The following is a 12,365-nucleotide window of genomic DNA, read 5'->3' on the forward strand; positions in this document are numbered from 1 at the left end:
CAGTCTGTCGTATGCCCGTCTACGGGGAGTCAGGATGTCCTCCGAGTCACCTCGCATTTCCCGCCTCGAGCCGTATCTCAGTCGGACCGAACCCGCGCCCACCCTGCTGAAGATGCTGGTCGGCGTGCAGCTGGCGGGTATCCGCGAGGACGCCGGGCTCTCCCAGGACCAGGCGGCGCGGGCCGCCGGATTCAGCCCGGCGAAGCTGCCGCGGATCGAGTCGGGCAAGGGCCGCCGGCCGCCCACCGAGGCCGACGTCCGCGCGCTGCTGGAGCTGTACCGCACCGAGGCGTACGAGGCCTCCATGCTGCTGCAACTGCTCAAGCGCGCCAACGAGCCCGGCTGGTGGCAGCGCTATGACAAGCGGCTGATGCCGGAGTGGTTCGACCGGCTGGTGGGGCTCCAGGAGGCCGCCACCGCCATCCGTACCTTCGAGCTCCAGTACGTGCCCGGGCTGCTGCAGACCGAGGACTACACGCGGGCGGTCGTGGAGCGCGGACTGCCCACGGCCTCCGCGCGCGAGGTGCAGCGGCGGGTCGAGCTGCGCATGCGCCGCCGTGAGCTGCTGCACCGGTCGGACGCGCCCCGGCTGTGGGCGATCGTGGACGAGTCGGTGCTGCTGCGGGTCCTCGGCAGCTCCGCGGTGATGCACCAGCAGCTGGAGTACCTCGTCGAGATGGCGCAGCGGCCGCATGTGACCGTGCAGATCGTGCCGCTCGACGTGACGAACGCGTCCGCGCCCGCCATCCCGATCACCTATCTCCGGTTCGGCGGCGTGGACCTGCCGGACATCGTGTACCTGGAGCACATCAAGAGCGCCGCGTTCCTGGAGGACCAGGACGAGACGGAGGAGTACCGGCTCGCGCTGGACCGCCTGGGCGACGAGGCCCTCGACCCGCGGCAGTCGCTGGAGCGGCTGCGCGAGACGATGAAGCGCTACGCGTGACGCGCTGAACCGTCCAGCTCGTACGAAGCGCTACGCGTGACGCGCTGAACCGTCCAGCTCGTACGAAGCGCTACGCGTGACGCGCTGAACCGTCCGGCTCGTATGACGCCCTACGCGTGACGCGCTGAACCGCCCGGCCCGTACGACGCGTCCGGAGCTTCCTCGGATCTCGGGGAAGCTCCGGACGGATGCCGTGCGGGCCGTCGCGTCACTGCGGCAGCCGGCCGATGCCGCCGAACTCGATCCACTCCTGCGTCTGCTGACGGGGCGCCACCTCGTTGTCCGGGCGCCAGGTGGAGACCTCGACCAGTCCGGGCTCCAGGATCTCCAGGCCCTCGAAGTACTCCTCGACGTCCTTCTCCTGACGCACCCGGCCCCAGTGGCCCTGGGTCGCCTGGTCCATGAAGTCGGTGACGAACTTCCGGACCTCGGGGTCCTCGCTGACCAGCTGGCACATCAGCATGAAGCTGCCGGGCGCGAGCCGCTCGCGGACGCGGCGGGCCACAGCGAGCGGGCCGTCGGTGTCGCTGTCCGGGATGCAGTGGAACACCGAGTTGAACAGCACGGCGACCGGCTGCGAGAAGTCGATCAGGCGCTTGGTGTCGGGGTGGTCGAAGATGCCGTCGGTGTCGCGCATGTCGGCGTGGATGACGGCGGTGCGGTCGTTCTGGTCGAGCAGGGCGCGCCCGTGGACCAGGACCATCGGGTCGTTGTCGACGTAGATGACGCGCGACTCGGGGTCCACCTCCTGCGCGACCTGGTGGACGTTGTTCTGGGTGGGCAGACCGGAGCCGTGGTCGAGGAACTGGCGGATGCCGTACTCACCGGCGAGGGTGCGGACGGCGCGCTGGAGGAAACGCCGGTTGTTCACCGCGAGGGCCCGGGTACTGGGGACGACCTTGTCCAGTTCCTCGCAGGCCGCTCGGTCGGAGGCGTAGTTGTCCTTGCCGCCGAGATAGTGGTCGTACATGCGCGCCGCTGTCGGCACCGCGGCGTCGATCGATGTGGACAGCTTTCCAGGCTCCATCGTTTCCCCCAGTGGCAGGGCCGGCCGAGGAGGATCACCTCGCCGACAACCCATCCTAGGGAGGGGCGAGTTGGTCGGGCCAGCCCATCGGGCAAGCCCGTACGGCCACTCCGGCCCGGCGGGGCGGGCACGGAGCCGCGAAATGGAGCAAGGGTGCGAACCGGTCAGGGGGAGGCGGGTGGTCCGGTGACCGCAAACGTTCGTAGGTGTCTACGAGATCGTCGCCGTGACGGCCCGCCGGGTGGCACAGCGGGCCGGTGATCACCGGGGGCCGGGTCGGGCGGGGCGCCCGGTGGGGAGGTTTCTCGGCCGCTTTGCGCGCGGGAGGCGACGACATCACCTGGGTCGAACTAGAGTTCCCGGTCGGAAACGCTATGCGACGGGAGTGCCCGGGTGACCGCCAGGACGTGCCCGCTCCACCGCACGCCCGTCGGGCGCGGGGCGACGTCATGACCGGGGCCTCGTCATGACCGTGCCCGGGACGCGGACCCGGTGGCTCAGGGGCGTGCGCTCCCCCGGCGCGCGGACGCGTCTGGTGTGCTTCCCGCACGCGGGCGGGGCGGCCGGCTTCTTCCACGACTGGACGGCGCTGACCCCACCCTGGCTCGAGGTGCTGTCGGTGCAGTACCCCGGCCGCCAGGACCGGCTGAACGACCCGTGCCCCGCCACGATGGAGGAGCTGGCCGGCGCGATCGCCGACGCACTGCTCCGGGAGTCGGCGGACGGGCCACCGACGGCTCTGTTCGGGCACAGCATGGGCTCGGCGGTGGCGTACGAGGTGGCCTGCCGGCTGGAGGACGCGGGCGTCGCCCCGGTCCGGCTGATCGTGTCCGGCCGGGGGCGGCCGCGCGGCCCGCACGAGGTCGCCGCCCGGCCGGCCCCGGACGACGACGAGATCCTGCGGCGGGTGCGCGCGCTCGATCCCGCCGGTGCCGCCGTGTACGACCGTCCCGAGCTGCGGCCCGTGATCATGCCGGCGCTGCGCGCGGACTTCCGGCTGCTGGCGGCCCACCGCCCGGTCCCCCTGCGCCGGCTGGCCGTCCCGGTGACCGCCTGCGGCGGGGACCGCGATCCGGTGTGCCCGGTCGAGAACCTGTCGTCCTGGTCGGACGTCACCGCGGGGGACGTGGAGGTGCGGGCCTTCGAGGGCGGTCACTTCTACCTGACCCCGCGCAAGCGGGAGGTGCTGGCCCTGCTCGTCGAGCGGCTGGCCTGAGCGGACGGGGCCGCCTCACGCCGACCGTTTGCGGGAGGCCGTCTTCTTGGCCGCGGACTTCCTGGCCGTGGTCTTCGCCGTGGTCTTGGCGGTGCTCTTCGCCGTCGTCTTCTTCGCGCCCTGGGCGGACTTGGACGCCGACTTCCTCGCGGACGACGCGGACGACGCCGTCTTCTTCGCGGCGGTCTTCCCACCGGCCGCGGACTTCTTCCCCGAGGTCTGCTTCGGTGCCGCGCGGGCGGACTTGCGCTGCGGCAGCGTCCGCACCTCCGCCTCCGAGGCCTCCGACGCCTCCTCCGGCTCCGCCGGCTCCTCGCCCCGCGACTCCTTCGCCGCGCGCACGCTCTTCTCCAGGGCGGCCATCAGGTCGAGGACCTTGCCGGACCGGGCCGGCTCGGGGGTCTCGGGCGGGGCCTCGCCGGAGACCTTCGCGGCGACCACCTCCTCCAGGGCCTCGCGGTACTCGTCGTGCAGCTCCTCCAGCTCGATCTCGCCGAGGGTGTCCATCAGGGCGTCCGCGAGGTCGAGTTCCTTGTCGTTCACGGTGACGGGTGTGTCCGGCGCGACGCCCTCGGGGGCCCGGACCTCGTCCGGCCACAGCAGCCCGTGCATGGCGATGGCGTCGTCGACGACCCGCAGCATGCCGAGCCGCTCCCGGCCGCGCAGGGCGTACTTGGCGATGGCCACCTTCTGGCTGCGCTTGAGCGCCTCGCGCAGCAGGGTGTACGGCTTGGCGGCCTGCGCCCCGCCGGCCGCGAGGTAGTAGGCGGCGTCCATCTGGAGCGGGTCGATCCGGTCGGCCGGGACGAAGGCGACGATCTCGATGGTCCGGGCGGTCGGCAGCGGGAGGTGGGACAGGTCCTCGTCGGTGATCGGGACGATCGTGCCGTCCGCGTCCTCGTACCCCTTGCCGATCTCGGCCTGGCCGACCTCGCGGTCCTCCAGCTCGCAGACCTTGCGGTAGCGGATCCGGCCGCCGTCCTCCGTGTGGATCTGCCGGAACGAGATCGAGCGGTTCTGGGTGGCGTTCACCAGTTTGATGGGGATGCTGACCAGGCCGAACGAGATGGCGCCGTTCCAGATGGATCGCACTTCCGCACCCCTTCGGTCGATATGCCGTGATTGTTCCTATATTCAGCTGTTTCTCTGGAATCCTCATCGTATGACGCCGATCACAGAGGTGGAGGGGCGACGGCTCGCGCTGAGCAACCTGGAGAAGGTGCTGTATCCGGCGACCGGCTTCACCAAGGGCGAGGTGCTGCACTACTACGCCACCACCGCGCCGGTGCTGCTGCCGCATCTGCGCGACCGGCCGGTGTCGTTCCTGCGCTACCCGGACGGGCCGGACGGACAGCTGTTCTTCGCCAAGAACGTGCCGCCGGGCACCCCCGACTGGGTCACCACCGCCGAGGTGCCCCGGATGGAGGGGCCGGCGCGGATGGTGCTGGTGCAGGATCTGGCGAGCCTGATGTGGGCCGCGAACCTGGTCACCGAGTTCCATACGCCCCAGTGGGTGATCGAGGCGCCCGGCGAGGCGGACCGGCTGGTCTTCGACCTGGACCCCGGGGCGCCCGCCTCGGTGGTCGAGTGCTGTGAGGTCGCCCTCTGGCTGCGGGAGCGGCTGGCCGCCGACGGCATCGAGGCGTACGCCAAGACCTCCGGCTCCAAGGGCCTGCACCTCAGCGCGGCCGTACGGCCGGTGTCCTCCGAGCGGGCCACGGAGTACGCCAAGGAGCTCGCCGTCGAGGCCGAGCGGGCGATGCCCCGGCTGGTCGTGCACCGGATGACGAAGAGCCTGCGGCCGGGCAAGGTCTTCGTCGACTGGAGCCAGAACGCCGCCCGCAAGACGACGGCCGCCCCCTACACCCTGCGCGCCCGCGCCGAGCCCCTGGTGTCGGCGCCGGTCACCTGGGAGGAGGTGGCGCAGTGCGGCTCCCCCCGCTCCCTGACCTTCCTCGCCCCGGACCTCGCCCCGCGCCTGCAGGACCACGGCGACCTGCTGGCGCCCCTGCTGGATCCGAAGGCCGCGGCCGAGGTGCCCTGACGGCCGCGACCGCGAGGTCCGTACGACTCACAGCGCCGCGGTCCACACCGTACGGTCCCGGGCCAGCGCGAACAGGGCCTCGACGTCCGCCGGCTTCAGCAGCCCGCCCGTCCGCGCGAACCCGGCGATCTCCGTGTCCCTGAGCACCCGCACCTCCCGCGGCGGCGTGGGCACCGCCACCCCGGCCGGGTCGACGAGGACGAGGACCGGGCGGACCTCGGCGGTCAGGGCGTGCGCGGCCCGGCCGGCGTCGGCCCGCAGGCGCCGCAGCAGCGGCTCCGTCGTGCGCCGGCCGAGCGTGACCAGCGGATCGGCGACGGTGACCTTCTGCCTGCGGGCGTACAGGCTGTGCAGGGCGAACAGGCCGCCGGGCCCGATCAGCAGATGGTGGACGCGGTCGCCGCCGGGCAGCGGCACCGAGTGCAGTACGCGCCAGCCGGCGCCCTCCAGCAGATCCAGCGCCTCCCCCACCGTGCGCTCGGCGGTCAGCGCCCGCCGCCGTGGGTCGGTCCGCAGGCGGTGCGCGGGGCCGGGGTCCCGGTCGAGGGCGACGAGCAGCGCCTCGCCGGGGCGGTTGGGGGCCAGGTCGTCGTCCGGGTGGAGGGCGAGCCGGGCCAGGTCGGCGGGGGTGGGGACCGGGGGCGGGCCCACCGTGACCGGGCCGGTGACGAAGGGGCCGAGGGCCTCCAGCACCTCCTCGCGGCGGTCCCGGCCCAGCAGGTTGACGCGGGCCGCCTCCCGGTCGTACCAGGCGATGTTCCGCCCGTCCGGGAGGCAGACGTACAGCCGTTCCTGGCCGTGCCGCCAGGCTGGTACGACGCGCAGTTCGCTCATGGCACCATCACCCCACCGACCATGGGAACAGGCGGGGTGCTGCGCGGGCAAGAACCCGGTTACCTTGGGGAGGAGTTGGGCAGGGCCCCGCGAGGGGCGGCTGGGGAGGCGCCGTTGCGTACCCGCAGGAAGCAACCCGACGTACCCGCTCCGGACAGTCCCTGGAGCGAGATCGTGCCCGGTCTGTGGATGGGCGGGCACCAGTTCCGCGGCCGGGCCGGGCAACTGGAGTTCGCCGTGGTGCGGGACGAGTTCGATCTCGTCCAGACCTTGCTGCGGCTGCCCGGGCACGGGCCCGACCCGGGCGTGGAGCACCATGTGTGGCCGATCCCGGACGGGCCGCTGGACGGGACGCAGCTCGCGGGGGTGATCCGGCTCGCGGACGCCGTGACGGAGGCGCTGGACGCGGGCCGCAGGGTGCTGGTGCGCTGCTACCACGGGTACAACCGCTCGGGGCTGGTCGTCGCCCAGGCGCTGATCCGCCATGGGCACTCGCCCGACCGGGCGATCCGGCTGATACGCTCCCGCCGCTCTCCCTGGGCGCTGCACAACGAGCTGTTCGTCGACTACCTCCACGCGGGACTGCCGGTCGCCCGGCTGCTGGAGGAACTCGCCGAGTGACCGTGCCGCCCCTCCGCCCCCGGGTGCGCAAAAAGGACTTCCGTACGAATACTGTGTACGCGCCCGCCCAGCGCCCGCCCTTCCCTGGAGAACCGTGCCCCGCAGCCGCCTCATGCGCCTCGCCGCGCTCGTCGCCCTGCTGTCGGCGGCCGTCGCGGGGTGCGGTGACGCGGGGGGCCTGCGGAGCGCGGGCGCGACCGAGACCGCGGTGGCCCCGGACAAGCTCTGGCCGCGGCTGACGCCCGCGTCGAGCCCGGCGTATGTGATCGGCGAGGTGAACCGGGAGATCGTCAAGGGCCTCACCGTGCCCGGCGGGGACATCCGCGCCGTGGACCCGGTGGACGTCGTACGCCGGGAGATGGCGAAGAGCCCCGGCGACTACGAGGGCGACAAGGCGCCGTACCGGGAGACCGGGCGGCTGATCGACGACTGCGGTGACGGCGCGGGGCACGGCCGGTGCCCGGTGCTGCGGCCCTACTACCGGGATCTCACCGGCGACGGGCGCGCCGACCTGACGCTGGGCTTCCGGCTGCTGCCGGGCCGGACCACGGCGGTGCGCGTCTACACGGTCGAGAAGCAGCGGCTGGTGCAGGTGATGAGCTGGGACGACGCCGTCAGCGGGGTGGAGCTGGCCCGGCGCTCGGTGATCATCCGCTCGCCGTCGGAGGTCGCCGGGTACGAGTACCGGCTCCAGTGGACCTGGGAGCCGGACCAGAAGGCGATGCTGCTCACCCACGACGAGATGCTGCGCACCGGGCCGCATCCGGCGAAGCCGCCGCGGGCGTCGGCGTCTCCTTCGGCGGGCACTCCGTGAGGCTCCGGCTGCCCCGGTGGGCCGGTCCGCTCGCCGTGCGGGCCGCTGTGTTCATCACGGTGATGTGCTGTGCGCTGGCGGCCCTGCTCGGTGTGCTGGTGCACGTCTCGGTGACCAACCAGACCGTCGGCAAGGCGCGCGACCTGGCCCTGGACCGGCTGGCGGGCGCCACGACGGCGTTCGAGGCCGGGGACAGGCTCGCTCCCGGCGCCCGCGTCGATCCGCCGGGGCTGCCGCGCTCCCTGCGGGACCTGGCGCTGGGCGGCGAGCGGGGGACCGTCGTCACCGATCACCGGGGGCGCCCCACGATGTGGGCGGCGGGTCCCGTCGACCGGGGCCGGGTCCTCGCCGTCGAGGTGGACTACTCGCAGCAGGCCCGCACGATAGACGGTCTGGACCGGGCGATCCTGTGGTCGTCGGCGCCGGCGATCGGGGTGACGGTGCTGGCGGGCGCGTTCGCGGTGACGCGGGTGACGCGCCGGCTGCACGCGACGGCCGGGGTGGCCCGGCGGATCAGCGTCGGCGACCTGGACGCGCGGGTCGGCGACCCGAGGACGAAGGACCCGGACCGGCCGCAGGACGAGGTGGCCGTGGTCGCGGCCGCCCTGGACTCCATGGCGTCCTCGCTCCAGGCCAAGCTGCTGGCCGAGCAGCGCTTCACGGCGGACGTGGCGCACGAGTTGCGCACCCCGCTGACCGGGCTGCACGCGGCGGCCGAACTGCTGCCGCCGGGGCGGCCGACCGAGCTGGTGCGGGACCGGGTGGCCGCGCTGCGGACGCTGACCGAGGACCTGCTGGAGATCTCGCGGCTGGAGTCGGGGCGCGAGCGCTCCGAGGTGGACACCGAGTCGCTGGCGGCGCTGGCGGGCCGGGTGGTGCGGGGCGCTGCCGGTGACACGGAGGTCGTCGTGGTGCGGGACGCCGTCGTGGAGACCGACCGGCGGCGGCTGGAGCGGGTGCTGGGCAATCTGGTGGCCAACGCGCACAAGCACGGGCGAGGGCCGGTGGTGCTGACGGTGGACGGGACCGTGGTGACGGTCCGGGACCACGGCGAGGGCTTTCCGGACTACCTGGTGGCGCACGGTCCGCAACGATTCCGCACGGAGGGCGGCACCACGGGCCACGGCCTCGGCCTGACGATCGCCCTGGGCCAGGCAGAGGTCCTGGGCGCCCGTCTGACCTTCACCAACGCGGAGGACGGCGGAGCGGTCGCGCGGCTGACGTTGCCGTAGGGGCGGGCCGGCGGCGCGGCTGACGTGCGCCGGGGCGGCTTCTCCGCCGGGAGGGGGCCGCTCGGTTGGCCCATTCAGGCGCGCGGCGTCCGAAGGGCGCTCCTAACGTGGCGATCAGTCAGGTTTTTCCTGTCCCGGGGGTTTTCCGGGACTGTCCTCGGAGGTGCCTCATGGCCCTGCGTTCGCGTTTCGCTCTGTCCATAGCCGCCGGTCTGCTCGCCACCGCCGCGGCCGCCACACCCGCCCTGGCCGACGACGAGTGGGGGTCCGGCAGCGGCACGGAGTCCCAGGGGGACTGGGGCGGAGCCCAGGGAGAGGGCGGCGACTGGGGCGGGGAGCAGAACGCCCAGGGCGCCTCCCAGGGCGCCTCCCAGGGCGCCTCGCAGGGCGCCTCGCAGGGCGCCTCGCAAGGGGCGGCCCAGGGCGACTGGGGTGGCGGTCAGGGCGGGAACCAGCAGTTCACCCGGGGCCGGGTGACCGCGAACACGTTGCTGCTGCGCAGTGCCCCCAACCGGGGCAGCCAGGTCATCCGTGTCGTGCACCGGGGCGACCAGGTGCGTATCTACTGCAAGACCCGGGGCGAGAACGTCCAGGGCAACGGGAACTGGTACCTCCTCGCGGACGGCATCTGGGCCTGGGGCTCGGCGCGCTACATCGACACCTTCGGGCACACGCCGCGCTGGTGCTGAGGCATCAGGCGCGCAAGACGGACTATTTGGGTAGGTTCCGGACATGATCAAGGCGGGAACCTCCCTGGCGGCAGCGGACACACCCGCTCCCGCCGCACCCCTCCCCCGGCGCCGTGGCATCGAACTGTCCCTCATCGTCGTGGCCGTCCTGCTCAGCGTGTACGGCTACTGCGCCGTCGGCCTCGCCCGGCAGGGCAGCGTCCCGCCCGGCGCCGCCGGCTACGGCGCCGGGCTGGGCGTGCTGGCGCTGGTCGCGCATCTCGCCGTACGGCTGCGCGCCCCTTCGGCGGACCCCCTGCTCCTGCCGATCGGCGTCCTGCTCAACGGGCTCGGCCTGGTGCTGATCTACCGGCTCGACCTGGAGACGCCGGGCGACGCGGCGGCGCCCACCCAACTCGTGTGGTCCACGCTGGGGGTGGCCCTGTTCATCGTGGTCGTGCTGCTGCTGCGCGACCACCGGGTGCTCCAGCGGTACGCATACGTCTGTGTCGTCGCCGCGCTCGCCCTGCTCACCGTGCCGATCCTCTTCCCCTCGGTGAACGGCGCCCGCATCTGGATCCGCATCGCCGGATTCTCCATCCAGCCCGGCGAGTTCGCGAAGGTGCTGCTCGCGGTGTTCTTCGCCGCGTACCTGGCCGCCAACCGCAGCGCGCTGGCCTACACGGGCCGGCGGGTCCTCGGGGTGGAGCGGCTGCAGCTGCCGACCGGGCGGGTCCTCGGCCCCATCGTCGCGATCTGGCTCATCAGCGTGGGCGTGCTCGTCCTCGAACGGGACCTGGGCACCTCGCTGTTGTTCTTCGGGCTGTTCGTGGTGCTGCTGTACGTCGCCACCGGGCGCACCGGCTGGATCGCGGTCGGCCTGCTGCTCGCCGCCGTCGGAGCGGTCGCGGTGGGCCTGCTGGAGCCGCATGTGCACGCGCGGGTGGAGGACTGGCGGCACCCGTTCGCCTCCATCGAGGCGGGCGAGGGCCCCAACCAGCTCTCCCAGTCGCTGTTCGCCTTCGCGGCGGGCGGCACGTTCGGCACCGGTCTCGGCCTCGGCCATTCGATCCTGATCGGCTTCGCGGCCAAGTCGGACTTCATCCTGGCCACCGCCGGGGAGGAGCTGGGCCTGGCCGGACTGTCCGCGGTGTTCCTGCTGTACGGCCTGCTCGTGGAGCGCGGCTACCGGACGGGCCTCGCGCTGCGCGACCCGTTCGGGCGGCTGCTCGCGGTGGGGCTCGCCTCCATCGTGGCGCTCCAGGTGTTCGTGATCGCGGGCGGGGTGACCGGGCTGATCCCGCTGACCGGCATGGCGATGCCGTTCCTGGCGCAGGGCGGCTCGTCGGTCGTCACCAACTGGGCGATCGTGGCGCTGCTGATCCGGCTGAGCGACCGTGCGCGCAGCCGCCTCGGCGTGCCCCGGGCCGAGGAGGCGGCGGCGCCGGAGAGTGGACGGCACGAGCATGCGGGGGCCGCCCGATGACCCGGCACATCCGGCACGCCGCCTTCTTCTGCGCGCTGCTGCTGGCCGCGCTGCTGGTCAACGCCGCCCGGGTACAGGTCGTCGAGGCCCCGGCGTACGGCGACAACATCGCGAACCGGCGCACCACCATCGCCCGGTACGGGCAACCGCGCGGGAACATCCTGGTCGACGGCGCCCCGGTCACCGGCTCGCAGGACACCGGGGAGCATCTGCGCTACGAGCGGACGTACACGAACGGCCCGATGTACGCCCCGGTCACCGGCTACGCCTCCCAGGTCTACGGCACGACATTGCTGGAGCACACCGAGGACGGTGTCCTGGCGGGCACCGATCCGCTGCTGTCGCCGTTCCCCCTGTGGGGGGCCGCCGCACGGGGCCGGTACCCGGGCGGGGACGTGGTCACCACGCTGCGGCGGGCCGCGCAGGAGGCCGCGTACGAGGGGCTGGCGGGCCGCAAGGGGGCGGTCGCGGCGATCGAGCCGTCGACGGGGCGCGTCCTCGCCCTGGTGTCCTCGCCGTCCTACGACCCGTCGGTGCTGTCGGGGAACGGCTCGGCGGTGGCGCGGTCCTGGTCGACGCTGAACCGGGACCCGGACAAGCCGATGCTGAACCGGGCGGTGCGCAAGACGTATCCCCCGGGGTCGACCTTCAAGGTGGTGACGGCCGCCGCCGCACTGGACGCGGGGGTGGTCGAGGACCTGGACGTCCGCACCCGCACCCCGGACCCGTACACGCTGCCGGGCACCCGGACGAAGCTGACGAACGCGTCCGAGGGCTGCGAGGACGTGCCGCTGCGCAAGGCGTTCGAGTGGTCCTGCAACACGGTGTTCGCGAAGCTCGGCGTCGAGGTGGGCGTGGAGCGGATGGCGGCGACGGCGCGCGCGTTCGGGTTCAACGACCCGGATCTGAAGATCCCCTACTCGGTGGCCCGGTCCACGTTCGACACCCGCGTGGACCGGGCGCAGCTCGCGCTGTCGTCGATCGGGCAGTACAACACGCGGGCCACGCCGTTGCAGATGGCGATGGTGGCGGCGGCCGTGGCGAACGGGGGGCAGGTGCGCTCGCCGTATCTGGTGGAGCGCACGGTGCGGTCGGGCGGGGGCACGGTGGCGGCGGCCGGGTCCCGGCCGATGCGGCAGGCGATGCGGCCCTCGACGGCCGCCCAGCTGCGGGAGCTGATGGTGGACGTGGTGCGGGAGGGCACCGGTACGAACGCCTGGATCCCGGGCGCGACGGTCGGCGGCAAGACCGGCACCGCGCAGCACGGCCTGGGCAACTCCGGGACGCCGTACGCCTGGTTCGTATCCTGGGCGCAGGGCGACCGCGACCTGGAGCCGAAGGTCGCGGTCGCCGTGGTCGTGGAGGACGCGGACGCGGACCGGGGCGAGATCAGCGGCGGCGGGGACGCGGCGCCGATCGCGCGGGCGGTGATGGAGGCCGTGCTGAAGTCGTCGCCGGAGCCGCGGCGGTGACCTCG

General features: G+C 73.2%; 12 protein-coding genes. 9 read left to right on the forward strand and 3 right to left on the reverse strand.

The genetic code is table 11. The annotated features are described in order from the left end of the window. Positions 1 to 34: 34 nt before the first annotated feature. A complete protein-coding gene (locus ACFV46_RS17980) occupies positions 35 to 946 on the forward strand; it encodes a helix-turn-helix domain-containing protein (protein ID WP_385498846.1) in 912 nt (303 codons plus the stop codon). 208 nt (positions 947 to 1,154) lie between these two features. On the opposite strand, the gene ACFV46_RS17985 is transcribed toward ACFV46_RS17980, so the two are convergent. Beyond that, a complete protein-coding gene (locus ACFV46_RS17985) occupies positions 1,155 to 1,973 on the reverse strand; it encodes an SAM-dependent methyltransferase (RefSeq protein WP_361926031.1) in 819 nt (272 codons plus the stop codon). A gap of 466 nt (positions 1,974 to 2,439) precedes the next feature. Here ACFV46_RS17985 and ACFV46_RS17990 point away from each other — a divergent pair, with 466 nt between their 5' ends. Next, positions 2,440 to 3,189, forward strand: a complete 750-nt coding sequence (locus ACFV46_RS17990) for a thioesterase II family protein (RefSeq protein WP_385498847.1) — start codon at positions 2,440 to 2,442, stop codon at positions 3,187 to 3,189. 15 nt (positions 3,190 to 3,204) lie between these two features. Here the strand turns inward: ACFV46_RS17990 and ACFV46_RS17995 are convergent, their stop codons facing one another. Further along, positions 3,205 to 4,281, reverse strand: coding sequence for a Ku protein (locus tag ACFV46_RS17995; protein WP_376729134.1), 1,077 nt, complete (start codon positions 4,279 to 4,281; stop codon positions 3,205 to 3,207). Between the two features lie 70 nt (positions 4,282 to 4,351). On the opposite strand from ACFV46_RS17995, the gene ligD reads away from it, so the two are divergent. Further along, the gene (ligD, locus tag ACFV46_RS18000; protein WP_376729133.1) at positions 4,352 to 5,233 is read left to right on the forward strand and encodes a non-homologous end-joining DNA ligase; all 882 of its coding nucleotides are present in this window, start codon (positions 4,352 to 4,354) and stop codon (positions 5,231 to 5,233) included. Positions 5,234 to 5,260: 27 nt separating this feature from the next. Here the strand turns inward: ligD and ACFV46_RS18005 are convergent, their stop codons facing one another. After that, on the reverse strand, positions 5,261 to 6,067 hold the full coding sequence (locus ACFV46_RS18005; RefSeq protein ID WP_376729132.1) for an NERD domain-containing protein: 807 nt from the start codon (positions 6,065 to 6,067) through the stop codon (positions 5,261 to 5,263). A gap of 114 nt (positions 6,068 to 6,181) precedes the next feature. Between ACFV46_RS18005 and ACFV46_RS18010 the strand changes: the two genes are divergently transcribed. The 6 genes from ACFV46_RS18010 to ACFV46_RS18035 all read left to right on the forward strand — a co-directional run bounded on the left by ACFV46_RS18010 (position 6,182) and on the right by ACFV46_RS18035 (position 12,360). Continuing rightward, positions 6,182 to 6,688, forward strand: a complete 507-nt coding sequence (locus ACFV46_RS18010; protein ID WP_361926022.1) for a dual specificity protein phosphatase — start codon at positions 6,182 to 6,184, stop codon at positions 6,686 to 6,688. Between the two features lie 94 nt (positions 6,689 to 6,782). Further along, on the forward strand, positions 6,783 to 7,502 hold the full coding sequence (locus tag ACFV46_RS18015; protein ID WP_385498848.1) for a hypothetical protein: 720 nt from the start codon (positions 6,783 to 6,785) through the stop codon (positions 7,500 to 7,502). After that, complete coding sequence (locus ACFV46_RS18020; RefSeq protein WP_376729130.1) at positions 7,499 to 8,734, forward strand: ATP-binding protein; 1,236 nt, start codon at positions 7,499 to 7,501, stop codon at positions 8,732 to 8,734. Before ACFV46_RS18015 ends, ACFV46_RS18020 begins: the two co-directional genes overlap by 4 nt. Before the next feature lie 170 nt (positions 8,735 to 8,904). Beyond that, positions 8,905 to 9,423 (forward strand): SH3 domain-containing protein, encoded by a 519-nt coding sequence (locus tag ACFV46_RS18025; RefSeq protein ID WP_385498849.1) that lies wholly within the window; start codon positions 8,905 to 8,907, stop codon positions 9,421 to 9,423. Between the two features lie 43 nt (positions 9,424 to 9,466). Further along, positions 9,467 to 10,888, forward strand: coding sequence for an FtsW/RodA/SpoVE family cell cycle protein (locus ACFV46_RS18030; RefSeq protein ID WP_361926014.1), 1,422 nt, complete (start codon positions 9,467 to 9,469; stop codon positions 10,886 to 10,888). Further along, positions 10,885 to 12,360 (forward strand): penicillin-binding transpeptidase domain-containing protein, encoded by a 1,476-nt coding sequence (locus ACFV46_RS18035; protein WP_361926012.1) that lies wholly within the window; start codon positions 10,885 to 10,887, stop codon positions 12,358 to 12,360. The genes ACFV46_RS18030 and ACFV46_RS18035 overlap by 4 nt, the downstream gene beginning before the upstream one ends. Positions 12,361 to 12,365 lie beyond the last annotated feature (5 nt).

Source organism: Streptomyces sp. NPDC059852 (genome assembly GCF_042731455.1).
GTDB lineage: Bacteria > Actinomycetota > Actinomycetes > Streptomycetales > Streptomycetaceae > Streptomyces.